Source organism: Labrys sp. KB_33_2 (assembly GCF_052114505.1).
In the GTDB taxonomy this organism is placed as follows: domain Bacteria; phylum Pseudomonadota; class Alphaproteobacteria; order Rhizobiales; family Labraceae; genus Labrys.
This window is the reverse complement of record NZ_JBFREW010000002.1, coordinates 84,386-103,345: the sequence shown is the minus strand read 5'-3', so window position 1 is coordinate 103,345 and position 18,960 is coordinate 84,386. Positions and strand designations below refer to the sequence as shown.

General features: G+C 63.3%; 16 protein-coding genes. 3 read left to right on the top strand and 13 right to left on the bottom strand.

Going from position 1 to position 18,960, the window contains the following annotated elements; all coding sequences use genetic code 11:
* Positions 1-17 precede the first annotated feature (17 nt).
* The 6 genes from AB4037_RS03820 to AB4037_RS03795 all read right to left on the bottom strand — a co-directional run bounded on the left by AB4037_RS03820 (position 18) and on the right by AB4037_RS03795 (position 6,917).
* The gene (locus AB4037_RS03820; RefSeq protein ID WP_441770590.1) at positions 18-1,673 is read right to left on the bottom strand and encodes a GMC family oxidoreductase; all 1,656 of its coding nucleotides are present in this window, start codon (positions 1,671-1,673) and stop codon (positions 18-20) included.
* Between the two features lie 104 nt (positions 1,674-1,777).
* Positions 1,778-2,815: a LacI family DNA-binding transcriptional regulator gene (locus AB4037_RS03815; RefSeq protein WP_441770589.1), complete on the bottom strand. Its 1,038-nt coding sequence runs from the start codon at positions 2,813-2,815 to the stop codon at positions 1,778-1,780.
* A gap of 151 nt (positions 2,816-2,966) precedes the next feature.
* Positions 2,967-3,827 (bottom strand): sugar phosphate isomerase/epimerase family protein, encoded by an 861-nt coding sequence (locus tag AB4037_RS03810; RefSeq protein WP_441770588.1) that lies wholly within the window; start codon positions 3,825-3,827, stop codon positions 2,967-2,969.
* A gap of 9 nt (positions 3,828-3,836) precedes the next feature.
* Positions 3,837-4,982 carry a dihydrodipicolinate synthase family protein gene (locus tag AB4037_RS03805; protein ID WP_441770587.1) on the bottom strand — a complete coding sequence of 382 codons (1,146 nt, stop codon included), beginning with the start codon at positions 4,980-4,982 and terminating at the stop codon, positions 3,837-3,839.
* Between the two features lie 10 nt (positions 4,983-4,992).
* Positions 4,993-5,775, bottom strand: coding sequence for a 3-ketoacyl-ACP reductase (locus tag AB4037_RS03800; RefSeq protein ID WP_441770586.1), 783 nt, complete (start codon positions 5,773-5,775; stop codon positions 4,993-4,995).
* A complete protein-coding gene (locus AB4037_RS03795; RefSeq protein ID WP_441770585.1) occupies positions 5,772-6,917 on the bottom strand; it encodes an acyl-CoA dehydrogenase family protein in 1,146 nt (381 codons plus the stop codon). The genes AB4037_RS03800 and AB4037_RS03795 overlap by 4 nt, the downstream gene beginning before the upstream one ends.
* Positions 6,918-7,051: 134 nt before the next feature.
* Here AB4037_RS03795 and AB4037_RS03790 point away from each other — a divergent pair, with 134 nt between their 5' ends.
* Together AB4037_RS03790 and AB4037_RS03785 are read left to right on the top strand one after the other, a co-directional pair.
* Positions 7,052-8,068, top strand: coding sequence for an aldo/keto reductase (locus AB4037_RS03790; protein WP_441770584.1), 1,017 nt, complete (start codon positions 7,052-7,054; stop codon positions 8,066-8,068).
* Entirely contained in the window at positions 8,065-8,538 is a 474-nt protein-coding gene (locus AB4037_RS03785) for a MaoC family dehydratase (RefSeq protein WP_441770583.1), read from the top strand. The genes AB4037_RS03790 and AB4037_RS03785 overlap by 4 nt, the downstream gene beginning before the upstream one ends.
* A gap of 151 nt (positions 8,539-8,689) precedes the next feature.
* Here AB4037_RS03785 and AB4037_RS03780 read toward each other — a convergent pair whose 3' ends face one another.
* Both AB4037_RS03780 and AB4037_RS03775 read right to left on the bottom strand, forming a co-directional pair.
* Positions 8,690-9,460 carry an enoyl-CoA hydratase/isomerase family protein gene (locus AB4037_RS03780; protein ID WP_434961347.1) on the bottom strand — a complete coding sequence of 257 codons (771 nt, stop codon included), beginning with the start codon at positions 9,458-9,460 and terminating at the stop codon, positions 8,690-8,692.
* Positions 9,460-11,052 carry an acyl CoA:acetate/3-ketoacid CoA transferase gene (locus AB4037_RS03775; protein ID WP_441770582.1) on the bottom strand — a complete coding sequence of 531 codons (1,593 nt, stop codon included), beginning with the start codon at positions 11,050-11,052 and terminating at the stop codon, positions 9,460-9,462. Before AB4037_RS03775 ends, AB4037_RS03780 begins: the two co-directional genes overlap by 1 nt.
* A 175-nt stretch (positions 11,053-11,227) precedes the next feature.
* Between AB4037_RS03775 and AB4037_RS03770 the strand changes: the two genes are divergently transcribed.
* Positions 11,228-12,046: an aldo/keto reductase gene (locus AB4037_RS03770; RefSeq protein WP_441770581.1), complete on the top strand. Its 819-nt coding sequence runs from the start codon at positions 11,228-11,230 to the stop codon at positions 12,044-12,046.
* Positions 12,047-12,260: 214 nt separating this feature from the next.
* Here AB4037_RS03770 and AB4037_RS03765 read toward each other — a convergent pair whose 3' ends face one another.
* From AB4037_RS03765 to AB4037_RS03745, 5 genes are all read right to left on the bottom strand, one after another.
* Positions 12,261-13,859, bottom strand: a complete 1,599-nt coding sequence (locus tag AB4037_RS03765) for a GMC family oxidoreductase (protein WP_441770580.1) — start codon at positions 13,857-13,859, stop codon at positions 12,261-12,263.
* Positions 13,859-15,358, bottom strand: coding sequence for an aldehyde dehydrogenase family protein (locus AB4037_RS03760; protein ID WP_434960553.1), 1,500 nt, complete (start codon positions 15,356-15,358; stop codon positions 13,859-13,861). Before AB4037_RS03760 ends, AB4037_RS03765 begins: the two co-directional genes overlap by 1 nt.
* 85 nt (positions 15,359-15,443) lie before the next feature.
* The gene (locus tag AB4037_RS03755; RefSeq protein WP_441770579.1) at positions 15,444-16,478 is read right to left on the bottom strand and encodes a zinc-dependent alcohol dehydrogenase; all 1,035 of its coding nucleotides are present in this window, start codon (positions 16,476-16,478) and stop codon (positions 15,444-15,446) included.
* Positions 16,479-16,494: 16 nt separating this feature from the next.
* Positions 16,495-17,436: an ABC transporter permease gene (locus AB4037_RS03750; protein ID WP_441770826.1), complete on the bottom strand. Its 942-nt coding sequence runs from the start codon at positions 17,434-17,436 to the stop codon at positions 16,495-16,497.
* 11 nt (positions 17,437-17,447) lie between these two features.
* Positions 17,448-18,953 carry a sugar ABC transporter ATP-binding protein gene (locus AB4037_RS03745; RefSeq protein WP_434960551.1) on the bottom strand — a complete coding sequence of 502 codons (1,506 nt, stop codon included), beginning with the start codon at positions 18,951-18,953 and terminating at the stop codon, positions 17,448-17,450.
* Positions 18,954-18,960 lie beyond the last annotated feature (7 nt).

The window sequence follows — 18,960 nt, the reverse complement described above, 5'->3', positions numbered from 1 at the left end:
TTGATATTGTCAACGCCCTAGGCCTCGGCGAACGGACGCGGCTCGTTGCGCTCCCAGGAGAATACGGCACTCGGAAGAGCCGGCCGGCCCCTCACCAGATCGGCTGCCTTTTCGCCGATCATGATGGTGGGAGCATTGGTATTGGAGGAATTGATCAAGGGCATGATCGAGGAATCGCAGACCCTCAGCCCATCGATGCCGTGAACCTTGAGATCCATCCCCACCACCGACATCGCGTCATGTCCCATCTTGCAGGTTCCAACCGGATGATGGTCCGTTTTTGCCATCCGGCAGGCGTAGTCGAAGGCCTTTGACGGGTCGTTGCCGATGTCCGCTCCCGGCAGGACCTCTCGCTTCAGGAATGGCGCCAATGCCGGCTGCGCCATGATCTGGCGCCCGAGTTCGAGACCGCGCTGAGACATTTCCAGATCATAGGGATCGGCCCAGTAATTGGGGTCTATCAGCGGTGCATCTGCGGGATCGGCACTCTTCAATCGCACGCTGCCGCGCGAGCGCGGCCTCATGAAGGCAGTGTTCAAGGTGACGCCCGGGTTCTGGAGCTTGGCGATGCCGGCCTCGATCCCGGAGCCCTGCCCGAAATGAAACTGGATATCGGGTGATCGCGCGGCGGGATCGGCGTACCAGAACCCGCCCGTTTCAAAGAGCGAGGACACCACCGGCCCTGTCTTGAACAGCATGTATTGCAGGCCCGCGGCCACCATACGATGCGGGCGCTGAACCCGATCGTAGGAATGGTCGCCGCTGCACTCGCACAATACGCACAGATCGACATGGTCCTGAAGGTTCTCGCCGACCCCGGACAGGTCGTGGACGACCTTCACGCCGACGGAGCCGAGGTGGCGGGCCGGGCCGATACCCGACAACAGGAGAAGGCGGGGCGAGCCGATCGCGCCCGAGGAAACGAGAACCTCCCGGTCGCATGCAATACGCCTGAGTGCCGCGCCCTCCTTGACCTCGACGCCGGCTGCCCGTCCCCGCTCCACCAAGATCCGCCTGACCTCGGCATTGCTCATGACGGTCAGATTGGGCCTCGGCATGGCAGGCCGCAAGAACGCCACAGCCGCCGAGGAGCGACGGGCATCGCGTTGCGTGAGCTGGTAATAGCCGATGCCGCGCTGATAGCGCCCGTTGAAGTCGGGGTTGTAGGGGAGGCCGGCCTGTTGCCCGGCCCGAATGAAGGCATCGCAGATCGGAAGCGCCCCACGCGGCATCGCCACACCAAGCGGACCGTCGACGCCATGGAATTCGTCGTCGAAGCGCTGATTGCCCTCGGCTCTCTTGAAATAGGGAAGAAGATCGCGATAGCCCCAGCCCTCGCAACCGGCCTCGTCGCGCCAGGCATCATAGTCGAGTGCATTGCCGCGGGTGTAGATCTGGGCATTGATGGTGGATCCTCCGCCCAGCACCTTCGCCTGGGTGTACCAAAGCACCCGCCCTTGCATGTGGCGCTGCGGTACGGTCGACCATCCCCAGGAAGCGATGCCCTTCGTCATCCGGGCAAAGCCTGCAGGCCAGTGGAACAGAAAGTTGCTGTCACCGCCTCCGGCCTCGAGAAGAAGCACCTTGACGTCGGGGTCTTCGCTCAAGCGCGAGGCGAGCACGCAGCCAGCCGGGCCAGCGCCGACGATGATGTAATCGAATTGAGCAGACACCGGCACGCTCCTCCCCGGTCCCGCGCCGCCGCGAGCCGATATATAAGTAACTGTATAGTTATTTTCTATGCATAGTTAGCCTGCTTTCGCCGATACGGTCAACGTCAAAGCCGCGGATGCGGAACGGCGCCTGCCACCGAGTGGCGCACGACAAGAGTGGGCTCGACCAGATATCGCCGAGGCTCGAGCCCCGCTCCCCTCACCTTCTCCAGCAGCGTCGCGGCGGCATGCCTGCCGATTGTGCGGGGGAAGAGATCCACGGTCGTGAGCGCGGGCAGCAGGGAAGATGATTGAGGCAGATTGTCGAACCCGACGATCGAGTAGTTGACGCCGACGAGCCTGCCCGCAAGGTGAAGGGCGGCATAGGCTCCGAAGGCGACGTAATCGTTGAAGCAAATGGCCGCGCAGCAGTCTGGATTCGTCTCCAGCAACCGCCTCATCGCGATCTCTCCGCCCTCGTTCGTGGGTGAGGTCGGTATGATGTGCTCTAGCGCGATGCTTTTGCCAACCTCTCCCAAGGCCCTGCGAATGCCCTGAAGACGGCCAGCCCAGGTCTTGCTTCTTTCATGGCCACCGACAAAGCCGAATTCGACGATGCCGGTGTCGATGAGGTGCCGGGCGGCAAGATAGCCCGCCGTTTCATCGTCGGCACCGATGAAATCAGCCGAAGGATCGTTGATGTCCCGTACGCAAATCACATAGGGCTTCGATCGCCGACGAAGGCCCACCATCATGTCGCATGATGTCGTATGACCCGGACTGATCAGCAGGCCGGCAACATTCTGCGCGACCAGAGCGTCGATTAGCGTCGCCTGGCGCGCCAGATCGTCCTTGGTATTCGCGACAATGGTCAGATAGCCCGCTTCGTAGCAAAACGCCTCGAAATCACTGAGCAATTCCGCAAAGAACGGGTTGGAAATGTCGTGAACGATCACACCGAGCAGGTTGGATTCGCCCGTGCGCAAACGTGCTGCGGTGTCATTCCTGATAAAGCCCATGGCATCGGCGACGCGCCGGACATTTTCCTGGGTCTCGATCGAGACGCGGCCATTGCCGCTCAGGGCATAGGACACCGCCGCCGTTGACAGCCCAACCGCCTGGGCGATGTCCTTGATACTCGGCCCTTTTGGACGCCTGACCACTTCCGCCCAGTTTCCCTGACGCTCACTGCGATGCTTCGAACCATCGAGACCCTAGTCTAGCGGGAGCGTCCAATCAAAGTTCTCCTTGCAACGCCGGCACAACCGTCAACAGATCGCTGAGAAGGCCGTAGCGCGCTCGAAGACAAGCGTTTCAACAGACGGAGCGAAAGCGCTCGACGCAGGTGTCGAGCACCTGCGCCGGATCGCGCTTCCACCAATTCTCGGCCGAAAAGACCTCGACCTCGCACAAACCCCGATAACCTGCGTCTTCCACCGCCGCGCGCAGCGACTTCAGATCGGCGACGCCATCTCCCATCATGCCGCGATCGAGCAGGACATCGCGCGTCTCGGCAAGCCAGTCGCACAAATGATATCCCAGGATGCGCTCCTTGCCGGCACGCCGGAGTTCGCCGGCAAGAGAGGTGTCCCACCAGACGTGATAGACATCGACGGCAATGCCGACATTGGCCTCGCCGATCGCCTCGCAGAGGTCGACGGCGTCACGCATCGTCACCAGGCAGGAGCGGTTACCCGCATAGACTGGGTTGAGCGGTTCGAGCGCCAGGCGAACGCCCCTCTGTGCCGCGTAGGGTGCGGCTTCGGCGACCCGCTCGGCCACGCGTTTCAGGCTTTCCTCCACCCCGAGACTGCCCGGCTCGACCCCGCCGACGACGATGGTCAGGATCGAGGTCCCGAGTCCTGCCGCCATGTCGATCGAGGCCCGGAAGTCATCCCGCAGGGTGGATAGAGGCCGCGGTGCCATCGGGCCTACCAGGAAGGGGCTGCGACACAGGCCCGCGACTTCGAGGCCCGCCTGGCGGGCACGATCGCCGATCGCGATGGCGCGATCCCCAATCTCCCGGCGCCAGAACACGATCCCGCCAAAGCCGCGCTCGGCGCAGGCATCGATGACGCGCTCGATGGGCCAGCCAGCGCCATGCCCGTCCAGATTGTGCCCGAGCGTCGCGGTATTCAGGGCGAGCGCCGAATGATCCGTCGAGAAATCGCGCATCGCGACCTCTCAGGCGCCGTAAAGGGCAAGCAGCCTGCGCATACGATCGGTTGCCAGATCCGGGTCGCGCAGCAGGCCGCAGGTATCCGCCTGCTTGAAAAGTTCGACGAAATAAGGCAGCGGCCGCATGGCCTGCGCCCCGCCCAGCATGATGAAATGCTCCTGGAAGCCATTGAGCCAGGCGAGGAAGACGACGCCCGTCTTGTAGAACTGGGTGGGTGCCCGGAAGATGAGCCGCGCCAGCGGGACGGTGGGATCCAGTACCGCATGAAAGGCTTGCCTGTCGCCCTCCCCCAGTTTCTGGATGGCGAAGGCCGCAGCCGGCGCAAGAGGATCGAAAATACCGAGAAGGGCATGCGAAAAGCCGACCTCGTCGCCGGCGATCAATTCCGGATAGTTGAAGTCATCGCCCGTATACATTCTGACGCCGGCGGGCAGGCGCCGCCGCATCAGGATTTCCTTGTCCTTGTCCAGGAGCGAAATCTTGATGCCGTCCACTTTTGCCACGTTCTCTTCGATGACGCGCAATGCCACCTGCATGGCGGCCTCGAAGCTTTCGCTGCCCCAGTAGCCCTTGAGCGCCGGATCGAACATGTCACCAAGCCAGTGGAGGATGACGGGCTGGTCGCAGCGGGCCAGGACATCGCCATAGACCTTCACATAATCTTCCGGTGAGCCGGCCACCGCAGCAAGGGCGCGGCTCGCCATCAGGATCAGGCGCCCTCCCAGGGCTTGGATGGCCTCAATTTGTTTGAAATAGGCGCGGCGAACGTCGTCAAGCCCACGCGCCTGGCTCGGCTCGAGCTGGTCGGTGCCACATCCATTGAAGATCAGCGCCTGCGGAAGCTCCTCGCGGGTGCGCCGGATAAGCTCGAGGGCCCGAGGCCAGTCCAGGCCCATGCCGCGCTGGGCCGTGTCCATCGCTTCGGCAATGCCGAGGCCGAGATCGTTCAGATGGTGACGAAACGCCATCGTCGCCTTCCAGTCGACCGTAGCCGGGCCGGAAGGATCATTGGCGGTGAACGGATCGGCCACCACATGCGCCGCCGAAAACACGACGCGCGCCGCGCCGGCGGGCAAGCGGGCGGCCGGGATCACCTTGCCGCTGAGCCGATAGTCGGAGAAAGCGCCATTGGCGTCTGGAAGACGGATCATCGTAGTTTCCTCAAAATCTCGGCACCAGCATGCCCGCATCCACGGCGATCACCTGGCCTGTCGTATAGGGCAGCTTGCCGGTGGCAAGGGTCGCCATCACGGTGCCGACATCCTGCGGCTGGCCCAGGCGCCGCATCAGGGTCAGGCCCTCTTCATCGATGCGCCGCTGGTACAGGCTGGTCACGGATTGCGTCATCGCGGTCTCGATCAGGCCCGGCCTGATGTCGTAGACGGCAATGTTCTCGCGCCCCAGGCGAACGGCGAACACCTTGCTGACCATGGCTGAGCCCGCTTTCGAAACGCAGTACTCCGCGCGCGGCTCGGCGACCGCATCGGCATTCGATGACGACACATTCAAGATCGCATAGAAGCGGCCGTCATTGCGATCGCGCGCGATAACGCGTCTTGCCCATTTCTGGCACAGGAAGAATTGCGCTTTGGCATTCACAGCCTGGCAGCGGTCGTAGCTTTCCTCGCTGACATCGAGCGGGTCGCCGCGGCTCAACACCGATACGCCCGCATTGTTGACGAGCGTCGAAAGCGGCCCCAGCGCCTTTTCGGCCAGGTCGAGCATTGTCTCATGCGCACCGATATCGGCGATGTCGCCGGCGACGCGGGTGACCGGGACACCAAGGCCACGCACGCGTTTCTCGGCGGCCTGCAGTTCCGCATCATCCACGGGCCCGTTCAAGGCGATCGCAAACCCGTTCCTGGCCAGTTCGATGGCGGCCGCCAGGCCGATTCCTCGGCTCGAGCCGGTGATGAAGGCCGCCTGCCGGAGCGGCGTACTCATGCCAGCGCTCCATGTTTGAACAACTCGCGGGCGATGATCATGCGCTGGATCTGGTTGGTGCCTTCATAGATCTGGGTGATCTTGGCGTCGCGATACAGGCGCTCGACCTCGAAGCCGCGGATGTAGCCGGAACCGCCGAAGACCTGGACGGCGTCGGCCGTGCGGGTCACCGCCATGTCGCCGGCGAAGCATTTGGCGATCGAACAGGCCTTGGTCGCATTGTCCCCGCGATCGATCTTCGTAGCCGCGCTGTGCACCAGAAGACGTGCAGCCTCGATATCCTTGGCCATGTCGGCAATCAGCCATTGCACGCCCTGGAACTCGGCGATTGCCTTGCCGAACTGCCTGCGCTGGCGGGCATAGTCGACGGCAGCCTCCAGGCCGGCCTGGCCGATGCCGACCGCGAGCGCCGCGATGCCGACGCGGCCCTTGTCCAGCACGCTCATCATCATGTGGAAGCCCTTGCCGAGGTCTCCCAAGAGCGCATCCGGCCCGAGCACGACATCGGTGAAATTGAGCGCGCCAACCTGGCTGGCACGCTGCCCCATCTTGTGCTCCTTGGGGCCGCGCTCGACGCCCTTGGCGTTGAGATCGACGATGAAGATGCTCATGCCGCGGTGGCCGGCATCCTTGTCCGTCCGGGCCAGCACGAAACCGACATCGGCGACCGGCGCGTTGTGGATCCAGATCTTGCCGCCGTTGAGACGCCAGGCCTCTCCGTCCCGTTCTGCCGCGGTCCTGATGCCGGACACGTCCGTTCCGGCCTCCGGCTCGGTTATGCAATAGGCCACGCGCTTGGTTCCGCGCATCACCGGTGCCAGCCAGGCTTGGCGCTGGGCCGGCGTGCCGTGCCTCACCAGCAGCGTGCAGATGAGTTCCACCAGGCCGCATTGATCGGCGACCGAGGCATAGCCCCTCGAAAGCTCTTCCATCACCAGCGCATAGGTCAGCGTGTCGAACCCCGGGCCTCCCATGGCTTCGGGAACGCCGATGCCGAAGAGCCCGAGCTCTCCCATCTGATCATAGATCTCATGAGGGAAGCGCTCCTCACGATCGAGCTCCTCGGCCAGCGGCTTGATCACGTCGTCAGCGAACTGTCGCGCCATGTCGCGCACCTGCATCTGCGTTTCGCTTGGGTACATGCGCTTCTCCCCCTTTTGTAACTATCTAGTTACTGCTATAACGCACGTGGATCAAACGGGTCAAGCCTGACGATCCCCTCGAATCGAGGCCAGGTCAGGCAAGCCATCAAAGAGCGATGCCAACGGAGGAAATCATGAAGCCATCGGAAAAGCGGAAATTCGGCCGCAGCGACATCGAGGTCACCCCCTTTGCCTTCGGGACGGCGCCGATCGGAAATTTCTTGCGCGAGATCAGCGAACCGGTTGCCGACGAAATGGTACAGCATGCCTGGAATGCCGGCGTGCGCTTCTACGACACCGCACCGATGTACGGTCATGGCCTTTCTGAACTGCGCCTGGGGCAGGCGCTGCGCTGGAAGAAGCGCGATGATTTCGTCGTCGCCTCGAAGGTTGGGCGCGTCCTGCATCCGGCCCGGCGTTCCGACATCGACTTCTCGCCTTGGGTCAATGCGGCGCCGAACACCATGAGCTTCGACTACAGCTATGATGGCACGATGAGGGCGTTCGAGGATTCCCTGCAGCGGCTCGCGCTCGAGCGCATCGACATGCTGTTCATTCACGACATCGACCGCTTCACTCGTGGCGACGATCAGCCGGAAGTCTTCAGGCAGGCCATGGACGGATGCTGGCGCGCTCTGGAGCGCCTGCGCTCGGAAGGCGCGGTGAAGGCGATCGGTGTGGGCGTCAACGAATGGGAAGTCTGCCACGAGGCGCTCAAGCAGCGCGATTTCGACTGCTTCCTCCTGGCAGGCCGCTACACGCTTCTCGAACAGGAGGCTCTCGACGGGTTCCTGCCGCTTTGCGAGGAGCGGGGTGCGGCCGTGCTGGTCGGTGGCGGCTTCAATTCCGGGATCCTGGCAACCGGCGCGGTGCCCGGCGCGAAATACAACTACGCCCCCGCCCCAGCCGCGGTGATGGAGAAGGTCGCCAGGATCGAGGCGGTGTGCCGCGACCACAGGGTGCCGATTGCCGCTGCGGCGCTCCAATTCGTCGTCGCCCACCCCGCCATCCCGGCCTTCTGCGCGGGAACGCGCACGGTGGAGCAACTCGACCAGAACCTGGACTGGTTCAGCCACCCCATTCCCTCGGACTTCTGGGCCGAGCTGAAAAGCAAGCAATTGCTGCGCGAGGACGCGCCGGTGCCGACATGAACGACATCGCACCCGACACCGGTCGCCGCCTCGCGGCGACCGGACTGCGCTATGAAGATGTGGCCATCGGGGATTGGTTCGACACACCGGCAAGGCATGTGGGTACCGAACTGATCGATGCCTTCGCCGATTTGACCGGCGACCGCTTCGAGATCCATATGGACGATGATGCGGCGCGTGCTCACGGCTTTCCCTCTCGCGTCGCCCATGGCCTCCTGATCCTGTCGCTCGTCGATGGGCTGAAGAACCAGGCGCAGGCCCGCTTCCTCGCCATCGCCTCGCTAGGCTGGAACTTTCGGTTCGAGTGCCCCGTCCTGGCCGGCGACACGATCGCCGCCCGCGTCGGCATCAGGGACAAGCGGACGACATCGCGGCCGGACCGAGGCATCCTCATACTGGGGTTTTGTGTACGCAAGCAGACTGGAGACATCGTCCAGTCCGGAGAGAACCAGTTGATGGTCTATCGCTGAGACGGCAAGCCAATGCCACGCGCGTGGAGACCGTCTCTTGCTGGGTCCGCGCAAACATACCCTCCCCTCGATGGGGAGGGTAAAGAAGCAGCGCGTCTTTTCCCAAAGCTAGCGCCTCGGAACAAAGATCTGTCGGCCGTAAGGCGGCCGGTCAGAATTTCGGCGGTCGCCTTTCGCGGAAGGCGGCGAGGCCCGCCTGCAGCTCGCTCGACTGTGCGGCGGCTATGCCGGCCAGGCAGTCGAAAACCCGTTCCGTCTCCTCCGCTTCGGCGGCGTTCACCAGCATCTTGGTCATCTCGGTCGCCAAGGGCGCGCGCGAGCACACCTTTTCCGCGACCTCCATGGCCCGGGCAAGCCCTTGGCCGGTCTCCACCACCTCGTCCACGATACCGAGTTCGCGTGCATCCTTCGCGGTCAAGATCTCGCCGAAGATCGCCATGCGTCGCACGGCCTGGGCACCAAAGCGCCGTGTTGCGCGCTGTGTACCCGACCATCCCGGGATAATGCCGAGCCCGGTCTCCGGTTGCCCAATCTTGGCGTGGGCTTCCGCAATGCGATAATCCGCGCAGGCAGCGAGCTCCAGGCCTCCGCCCAAGGCATGGCCGTTCAGCACGGCGATCAGGGGCTGGCGCAGCCGGGCCAGCGCGTCAAAGGCGGCGTGTCCCTCGCGCACCCAGAACCGGCCGAAATCCTCAGGAGCCTCGCGGCTCCAGGCCTCGATGTCACCGCCTGCCGAAAACGCTTTCGTCCCGGCCCCCGTCAGGATCGCGACGCGGATGGTCGCATCGTGCTCGATGAGAGCGCACAAACGTTGCAGCTCCGCCACCATGGCAGCATCGAAGGCGTTGAGCTTGCCCTCGCGTTCGATGACGATGCTCGCAACAGGCCCCTCGATCTTCAGCCGAACACCATCCCCGCTCATCACTCGGCCGCCTCTCTGGTGACTGCCTGCCGGCTGCGGCGATCGGGCTCGAACAGGTCGGCCGACATCAGCGGGAGAGGCTCGGCCACGGTGAGCGGAAAGGCGGCCTGGTCGAGGATATCACGCTTGAGGTCGACGCCCGGCGCAATCTCCGTCACGGTGAGCCGGCCGTCGATCAGCTTCAGCACGCAGCGCTCGGTGACATAGGTCACGTCCTGGTTCTGCAGCGTGGCGCGCTTGCCGGAGAACGAGACCTGGTCGACCTCGGGCACGAGCTTGGCAACCTTGCCTTCCTTGTCGATCCTCAGCTTGCCATCGACCACCGACAATTTCGCACCGGCATTGAAGTAGCCCGAGAACACGATCTTCCTGGCGCGGGAGGTGATGTCGACGAAGCCTCCGGCGCCGGCCGTCACATGCGGCCGCACCGCCAGCTTGGAGACGTTGACGGAGCCATCCTCCCCGATCTGCAGGAACGACAGGAGGGAGGCATCGAAGCCGCCGGCCTGGAAATAGGTGAACTGATGCGGCGAGGCCACGAACGCCTCCGCGTTGGAGGAACAACCGAACTTGAAGTCGAGTAGCGGGATGCCGCCGACGGCACCTTGCTCGATCACCCAGGTGATCTCGCCATGCCGGCCTTCCTCCAGGAGAATGCGCGGAACGTTCGCGGAAATGCCGAAACCGATATTCACGGCCCAGCCGTTCTCGAGCTCCATCGCCACCCGGCGAGCCATCACCTTGGCCGCATCGAAAGCGGGGATCGTGAACGTATCGAGGGGGCGAAACAGCTCGCCCGATATGGCCGGGTCATAAGCCGTCGCCGTCGTCTGCAACTGGTCCGGCGCCTCGACGATGATGTCGACGAGGATGCCCGGCACCCTGACGTCATGAGGACGCAGCGTGCCCGATTGGGCGATCCGCTTGACCTGCGCAATGACGGTACCGCCGGAATTGTGCGCAGCCAGCGCCAACTCCATGGCGCCGAGATAGGCGCCTTCATGCTCGAAGGTCAGATTGCCACGTTCGTCCGCCGTCGAGGCTCGGATGATGGCGACGTCCGGTGCGATCGCTGGGAAATAGAGCCACTCGTCGCCCTCGAACTCAATCTTGCGCACGATCGGCTGCGAGCGGGCGCGGTCATTCATGGCGCAGCCATCGAGCGCCGGATCGACGAAGGTGTCGAGCCCGACCTTGGTCAGGACGCCGGGACGCTTTCCGGCCGCCTCTCTGAGAATGTCGAACAGGATGCCGCTGGGCACGTTGTAGGCGCTGATCTTGTTCTCGCCGAGCATCTTCCAGATCAGCGGCGGCTCCGCCGAAGACGGTCCCGACGGATAGGACCCGCCGATGATGGTGTCGATGAGACCGTCCTGGGCCAGATGGTCTACACCCTTGGTGCCGAACATGTCGCCCGCGGCAATCGGGTGGATCATGGTAAGCTGGCGGGGATGGCCCTCTTCGCGGTACCGCTCCCCCAGTGCCTGGAGAACCAGGTCCGGGCAGCAAAGCCCGCTGGAGGAATTGACGGCAACGACCGCCTTGTCACCGATGCGCTGCACTGCCTCGAGCGCGCTCCTGATTTTGGACATCGTCTCCTCGCGAGGATTTTTATAAGTAACTATATGGTTAGTACCTTATAGCGCCAGCGCCTTCAACTCCTTTTCTCCGCCGCCCGCCTCCCAGAAGCCACCCACCGCGCTTGCCGGACGGCGAGACACGATATATAAGTAACTAGATAGTGCGATAAAAAAGGAAACGACAGGGATGAGCATCTATTTCACGCGGACGTTCCAGCGCTCCTTCGGTACCTACCCCCTGCGCGGCGACGCGTGTCGGCAGGCGATCGAAACGGCATTGGCCACCGGATATCGCGCCTTCGATACCGCGCAGATGTACGAGAACGAAGCCGAGGTCGGTGAAAGCCTGGCCAATGGCGGCGTAAAGCGGGACGAACTTTGCATCACCACCAAGGTCAGCATCCACAATTTCTCCGAAGAGCGCTTTCTCCCGTCGGTTGAACAAAGCCTGAAGGACCTTCGGGTCGACTTCGCCGACGTCCTGCTGGTTCACTGGGCGCCGGCCGACGGCCATATCGCCCCCTCGCTCGAACTCCTGCAAAAGGCACGGCAGCGTGGCCTGGCCCGCCACATCGGCGTCTCGAACTACACGGCGCGCATGATGAGGCAGGCAAGATCGATCGTCGATGCGCCGCTTGTCACCAACCAGGTCGAGTTTCACCCCTTCCTCAATCAGGACATTCTGCTGGCCGCCGCCAACGAGACCGGCATCCCGCTTTCATCCTATTGCTCGGTCGCACGAGGAAAGGTCTTCGAACAGCCGCTCTTTGCCGAGATCGGCCAGGCCTACGGGAAGACCGCGGGACAGGTGGTGCTGCGCTGGATTCTCCAAAAAGGCGTGCCGCTGAACACGATGTCGACGAAACCGGAAAACATCCGCTCGAACTTCGACATCATGGATTTCACGCTTTCGAGCATCGACATGGCGCGGATCGACGCGCAAACGCAGAAGAACCTGCGCATCGTCGGGCGTGACCTCATCCCCTGGGCGCCGGAATGGGACTGAGGCGCCTTCCGGATAAGGGGGCAATTACACGCAATAGATCGCGACTTGCACTCATACCAAGTCGCGTTGAGATCAACTCTCTTGGGGATCGCAGGCATCTCAGCCATAGCCATCCTGATGGTTGTGGCTGAGATGCCTGCGCTTGGAGGTGTTTGCCAGACGGACGGGAAGAGCAGGTAAGGATGCCTGCGATCCCAGAAAGAACTCCAGTCTTTCACATATTCCCGCGGATAAGGTCCGTAGCCTTCTCGCCGACCATGATCGCGGCGGCATTGGTGTTCGAGCCGATCAGGCTGGGGAATGTCGAGCTGTCGCAGATGCGGATCCGGTCGAGGCCCCGCACTCGCAACTGGGGATCGACCACGGCCATCGCATCAATGCCCATCTTGCAGGTGCCGCTGGGGTGATAGGAAGTCCTGCCGTACTGGCGCGCATAGTCCACGAACTGCGCGTTGGTTCTGACATCGTCGCCAGGTACGTGCAGGCGCTTGATGAACTTCTGCAGGGACGGCTTGGCAAAGATCTCCCTGCTGATCCGCACGCCTTCAGCGGAAACCCGGACATCGTCCGGCTCAGCCAGGAAGTTCGGATCGACGATCGGATTGATGGCTGGGTCGGAGGAAGCCAGCCTGACCGATCCGCGGCTTTTCGGGCGGAGCGTGTAGGAGTTCAGCGTAATGCCGGACCCGGAGGGAACCGTGGGCACGCCCGCTTCGGCGCCCGCGCCGGCAAGGAAGTGGAATTGCAGGTCCGGTATCGCGGCATCGGCATCGCCATACCAGAAGGCGCCGCCCTCGACGACGTTGGAGGTGACCGGCCCGGACTTGAAGAGCAGATACTGGAGCCCCGCCCATAGCATCCAATGCCACTTGTTATACTTGTCGAGGCTGGTCGGCCCCTTCAGTTCAGCCACGATATCGACGCCGAAATGGTCGTTGAGGTTCTCGCCCACGCCGGGCAGATCCTCGACCACGTCGATCCCGAGCTTCCTGAGATGATCGGCAGGCCCGACACCCGACAGCATCATGATCTTGGGCGATCCGATCGCCCCGGAGGTGATGAGAACTTCGCTCTCGGCCCTGGCGGTGATGAGCTGGCCATTCCTGACGAATTCGACGCCAATGGCGCGCGCATTCTGGAACAGGATGCGCCGGACCAGGCAACCGGTCTCGACGGTGAGATTGGATCGCTTCGCCGCCGGCCTGAGATAGCCGACGGCAGCCGAGCAGCGCCGCCCGTTCCGGATGGTCGTCTGGTAGATCCCCGCCCCTTCCTGCGCCCTGCCGTTGAAGTCCGGATTGTAGGGCATGCCGAACTCCTGGCAGGCCTGGACGAAGGCGCGCGACATCGGCTGCGGATCGGGCAGGTTCGAGACACCCAGCGGTCCGTCCGCCCCATGCATGTCGCCCGAAAGAATGGTGTTGCCTTCGGATCGTATGAAATAGGGCAGCACCTCCTTGAAGGACCAGCCGGCAGCCCCCTCCTCCCCCGCCCAGCGATCGAAATCGGCGGCATGGCCTCTCGTGTAGATCTCCGCATTGATCGAAGAGCCGCCCCCGATCACCTTTGCCTGGGCGTAGGGGATCTCCCGGTCGCAGGCATGGCGCTGCGGCGCCGTCTTGAGCCCCCAGGTCAGCGGCCCCGAGGTCATCTTGGCGAAGCCGACCGGCATGTGGATATAGGGGTTGCTGTCGCGGCCGCCGGCCTCCAGCAGAAGCACGCGCACGGCAGGGTTTTCGCTGAGGCGTGCAGCAAGCACGCAGCCCGCCGACCCGCCGCCGACGATCACATAATCGTAGCCATCTTCCTTCATCAGCGCACCCAAGGCTCGCGCTTGCCAATCTCGATATGGACGGACTTGATCTGGGTATACTCCTCGATGCCGTAGGAGCCAGCCTCGCGGCCCCAGCCCGACTGCTTGAATCCGCCGAGCGGGAGTTCCGGGCCACCGGCCAGCGTGGTGTTGACCCAGAAGCGGCCGGCGCGAACACGGCGTGTCACGTTCAAGGCTTTGTCGATGTTCTTGGTCCACACGCTCGCGGCCAGGCCATACACGGTGTCATTGGCCATGGCGATCGCTTCGTCCTCGCTGTCGAAGGGCATGACCGCAAGCACGGGGCCGAAAATCTCGTCGCGGGAAATCGCCATCGAACCGGTAACGTCCCCGAACAAGGTGGGCGCGATATACTGGCCGCGACCGAAGTCGAGCGCTCCGCCGCCACAGACAAGACGCGCGCCCTCCTCCTTGCCCTTGGTGATATAGCCCAGAATGGTCTCGTTCTGGGCCGTTGTCGTGATGGCGCCGATCTGCGTGGTCGGATCGAGCGGATCGCCGACCTTGACCTTTGCCAGCTTGGCGGCAACCAGCTTCTCGAACTCACTGGCCACCGATCGTTCGACGATCAGGCGGCTGCCGCTCACGCAGCACTGGCCGGTGTTGAAGCCAATGCCAAAGGCCACGCCATCGGCGGCATCCTCCAGGTCCGCATCCGCGAAGACGATTTGCGGATTCTTGCCCCCGAGTTCCAGCCCGAGCTTCTTGAAATTGCCGCCGGCGGCCTCGATGCAGCGTCGGCCCACGGAGGTCGAACCGGTGAAGGACACCATGTCGATGTCGAGGTGTTCGGTCATGGCCTGACCGATGACGCTGCCCGAGCCGGTGACGACATTGTAGCAGCCGTCAGGCAGCCCCGCTTCCGACAGGATCTCGGCCAGCATGAGGGTCGTGGCCGAGGTCACCTCCGAGGGCTTTGCGACGATGGTGCAACCGGCCGCGAGGATGTAGGGCACCCTTTCGCAGAGGATCAGGAATGGAAAGTTCCACGGCGTGATCAGGCCGACCACGCCGACCGGCTCCCGGGTGACCAGGCCGAACATGCCGTCACCCAGATTGTTGAAGGCATCGCCATGCAGCGTCCTGGCGAGACCGGCGGCATATTCGAACATGCCGGCGCAGCCATCCACTTCCGCCCTCGCCTGGCTGATGGGCTTGCCGTTCTCCAGCGTTTCCCAATAGGCCAGTTCTGCCGCGCGGCTGCGCAGGATCTGCGCGGCGCGCAAGAGCACGTTCGCGCGCTCCACGGCCGGGATCCTCGACCAGCGCCCGTCCTCGAAAGCGCGACGCGCCGCCTTCACGGCAAGGTCCAGGTCCTCCCTGGTGCACTTTGGAATGCGCGTCACCGGCACGTCATGCCCCGGGCTGCGGCGCTCGAAATAGGCGCGGTCGCCCGCCTCTATCTGCTTCCCATCGACGAAAAAGCCGAAAGTCCTGGGACTGTCGGGAAGCGACTGTCTACCGACGACCTGGTCCATGTCCTCAATCCTTTTATTCTATGAGCAATTGTATCAACGCGGCCGAGGCGCCTGTCATTCCGTTACCTCGGGGGACCCGAAGCGGTCATGCCGTCGTATCGATCTGTGTTTTCAGAACAGTCGGCCGATCCTGGATGGTCTCGAAGGCGGACTGAATTGCGCTCAGTGGCACGACCGAGCCGATGAAGGGCTCGATTTGGAAGCGCCCGTGGGTCAGCAGCGTCAGCGCATCGTGCATATCCTGGCCAATGCCGGCCACTGAACCTTTGACCGAGTTTTCCCGCAGGACCGTTTCGAGCAAGGGAAGCGGCACGCTGTCGCCGGGGCCCGTGATGCCGAAGGCGGCAACATGGCCTCCGGGACGGATGAGCCTGAAAGCCTCGGCGTAGAGTGCGGGGGCGCCGACGCTTTCGATCACCACGTCCGCTCCACGCCCCTCCGTCGCCTCGGCGACGAGCCTGCGGGCGTCCTTGGGGTCGGTGATGACGAGATCGGCGCCAGCCCTCTCGGCGAGTTCCGCTCGGGGTCGCGACGGCTCCACGGCGATGATCGGGGCGGCTCCGACGAGGCGCATCATCTGGATATGGAGATTGCCGATCGGCCCTGCGCCGAGCACGACAACCGACATGCCGAAACCGATGCCGGATTTGCGCGCGGCCCTGACAACACAGGCGACCGGCTCCGTCAGCGCCAGCAACTCGGGCTTGGCTTCGCTGGGCGCGGGAATGACCAGCCGGGCAGGAACCGCGACAAACTCCGCAAACCCGCCATCGCGATGGATTCCGATCTGACTGACTGCCTGGCAATTGAGGACCTCGCCGCGGCGGCAGAAGTAGCAATGTCCGCAGCCGATATTGACGTCCGCAACGACACGCTGTCCGACCTCGAAGCCCTGGACCCTGTCACCCACGCGGCTCACCGTGCCTGTGAGCTCATGCCCGGGAATGAAGGGCAGGGTGTCGGCGGCATAGTGGCCCTTGAAGATATGGATGTCGGTGCCGCAGATACCGCAGCGATCCACCTTGATGAGAGCGTCATCCGGGCCGATCCGAGGGATGGGAACGTCCCGGACTTCGAATGCCCCGGGGCGGGTAAGCACCGCGGCTCGCATTGTTTCCATGTGGCTCTCCCCTCGCTTACTTCACGATCCGCATCTTCGAGCGGTCGATGGTGAGGGCGATCGCGACGATGAGCACGATGCCGAAGAAGATCTGCTGACCCGTCGCGGGGATATTGAGATAGAGCATGCTCGCGCGCACGACGGCCACGATCATCGCGCCGATGAGCGTATTGACGACACCACCGACGCCGCCGGTGAGCGGGGTGCCGCCGACCAGCACCGCTACGATGGCTGGCAGGAGAAAGCCCTCGGCCAGGGTCGGCGAGCCGCCCGACAGCTTGACCGAGAACATGAGCCCCGCGATCGCCGCAAACAGGCCGGAAAGGGCAAAGGCCAGGATCTTGTAGCGCTCGACGCGTATGCCTGATGCGACCGCCGCCAGCTCGCCGGCACCCACGGCCTTCAGCGTGCGCCCGGCAGTCGTCCGGCTTTGAATGAACCAGGCTATCGCAAGCAGTCCCAGCGACACGATCAATTCGTGCGGGATGCCGGCGGTTCTGCCGAACATCCATCCGAACGCCTGGTCCCTCGCCCCTACATCCATGTGCAAGGCACGCTGGCCCGAAGCGAACTGGCCGACGGAAAGGGCAAGGCCGCCAACCGCCAAGGTGGCAATGAAGGAGGGCACCTTGAGCCTCGTCGTCACCAGCCCGGAGACGGCACCGAACAGCAAGCCCACCAGCGCGATCAGGAGTGCGCTGAAGACGCCGAGATAGGGCAGCGACAGGGTGGCGAGCACCGTCGTCATGTTCGCGACGGACTGAGCCGAAAGATCGATGCCGCCGATATAGATGGCGAGCGTCATGCCGAGCGCCATGATGAACAGGGGCGCGATGTCGGCGCCGAGCTCCATCAGGTTCTGCGGCCTGAGGAAGGTCGGATCCATGATGCCGACAAGCAGGATCAGCACGAGAAGCGTGATCCAGGGAAAATGGCGCTTGAGCTGGTGGAGATTCATCACCCTGGCGCTCACGTCATATGATGAAGCAGGTCGTAGAGGGAGGGCTTTGCGCCTGGCTGACAATTGAACCATTTTTGGATCTCGCCATCCTTGACAACGGCTATGGTGTGACTGAGGCCGATGGCCTCTTCGAGTGTGTCGGCGATGAGCACGATGCCCACGCCGTCGGCTGACATCTCCCGGATCATTTCGTAGACGTCCTCCTTGGCGCCGATGTCGAGGCCACGCGTGGGATGGTCGAGGAGGATGATGTTCGAGCCGCCACTGCGCCATTTTGCGAGCACGACCTTCTGCTGATTGCCACCCGAAAGGTTTCCGCAATCGGCGTTCTCGGAGGAGGCTTTGATCGACAGGCGCTTGATCCAGTCACGCGCGAGCTTGCGCTCGGAGCCAATGTCCAGAACGCCGGCCTTGGCATAGTTGCCAAGCTGCGAGAGCGTCATGTTCTCGAAGACGTTCATGCCGCCGACGATGCCTTCGATCTTGCGCTCCCTGGGAACATATCCGATGCCGCGGGCGACACCCTGCGAAGGACCGAAGTCGTGCACCTGGCTGCCCTGGACGGCCAATGCGCCCGATTGCATCCGCTCAAGGCCGAAGATCGTGCGCAGGATCGCCTCGCTTCCGCACCCTTCGACCCCGACGAGTGCCAGCACCTCGCCGGCATGCAGTTTGACGGAGATGTCCCGGTAGTGCCCGGGCAGGCTGATCTGGTCCGCCTGCAAGAGCAGCTTCTGGACATCGTAGGGACGCTGTTTTTCTTCCCGGTAATATTCCTGGTTGATGTCGCGGCCAACCATCCGCTGCTGGATGGCTTCGGCCTTGGCCTCGGCGCCTTTGACCACATCGACCACCGCGCCATCCTTGAGCACATAGATGCGATCGGACAGCTCGATGACTTCGTCGAGGCGATGCGAGACGAAGATGAAGGACGCCCGCTTGCGCAGGTCTCGTACCAGGCTGAACAGCAGCCCGATCTCCTCCTTCGAAAGGACCGATGTCGGCTCGTCGAGGAGGATCACGAGATGGCCGTGCACCCGCTCCTCGAGCGTCAGCACCTTCGCCAATTCGACGAGCTGGCGCTGGGCAAAGGAGAGCTTCGAGGTGACCGTCCTGGGGTCGATCTGCAGCTTGACCTTCTTCAACTGCTCGCCCGCCGCCTTCGCCATGCGCTTCCAGTTGATCTTGCCGAAGCGGGCGAACTGCTTCTCGAATCCGAGGAAGATGTTCTCCATCACGGTCAGGTTGGGGATGAGCGACTGCTCCTGGAAGACCATGCCCACGCCGCGATCCATGGCTTCGCGCGGGTTCTGGAAGCGGACGGCCTTGCCGTCGACGAGCACCTCGCCGCCGTCATGCTGGACGGCGCCGTAGATCACCTTCATCAGCGTGGATTTGCCGGCGCCGTTCTCGCCGACGAGCCCGATGATCTCGCCGCGGTCGATCTGGAAATTGATGCCCTTCAGCGCATGGACGCCGGGGAAGCGTTTTTCGACGTTTCGAAGTTCGAACATGGCGCGC

Coding starts and splice junctions, on each gene's coding strand:
- AB4037_RS03810 (WP_441770588.1), bottom strand. CDS start 3,827: ATGCGCGATTTCTCGACGGATCATTCGGCGCTCGCCCTGAATACCGCG.
- AB4037_RS03775 (WP_441770582.1), bottom strand. CDS start 11,052: ATGTCCAAAATCAGGAGCGCGCTCGAGGCAGTGCAGCGCATCGGTGAC.
- AB4037_RS03750 (WP_441770826.1), bottom strand. CDS start 17,436: ATGAATCTCCACCAGCTCAAGCGCCATTTTCCCTGGATCACGCTTCTC.
- AB4037_RS03770 (WP_441770581.1), top strand. CDS start 11,228: ATGAGCATCTATTTCACGCGGACGTTCCAGCGCTCCTTCGGTACCTAC.
- AB4037_RS03790 (WP_441770584.1), top strand. CDS start 7,052: ATGAAGCCATCGGAAAAGCGGAAATTCGGCCGCAGCGACATCGAGGTC.
- AB4037_RS03800 (WP_441770586.1), bottom strand. CDS start 5,775: ATGAGTACGCCGCTCCGGCAGGCGGCCTTCATCACCGGCTCGAGCCGA.
- AB4037_RS03760 (WP_434960553.1), bottom strand. CDS start 15,358: ATGGACCAGGTCGTCGGTAGACAGTCGCTTCCCGACAGTCCCAGGACT.
- AB4037_RS03805 (WP_441770587.1), bottom strand. CDS start 4,982: ATGATCCGTCTTCCAGACGCCAATGGCGCTTTCTCCGACTATCGGCTC.
- AB4037_RS03745 (WP_434960551.1), bottom strand. CDS start 18,953: ATGTTCGAACTTCGAAACGTCGAAAAACGCTTCCCCGGCGTCCATGCG.
- AB4037_RS03755 (WP_441770579.1), bottom strand. CDS start 16,478: ATGGAAACAATGCGAGCCGCGGTGCTTACCCGCCCCGGGGCATTCGAA.
- AB4037_RS03785 (WP_441770583.1), top strand. CDS start 8,065: ATGAACGACATCGCACCCGACACCGGTCGCCGCCTCGCGGCGACCGGA.
- AB4037_RS03795 (WP_441770585.1), bottom strand. CDS start 6,917: ATGTACCCAAGCGAAACGCAGATGCAGGTGCGCGACATGGCGCGACAG.
- AB4037_RS03765 (WP_441770580.1), bottom strand. CDS start 13,859: ATGAAGGAAGATGGCTACGATTATGTGATCGTCGGCGGCGGGTCGGCG.
- AB4037_RS03780 (WP_434961347.1), bottom strand. CDS start 9,460: ATGAGCGGGGATGGTGTTCGGCTGAAGATCGAGGGGCCTGTTGCGAGC.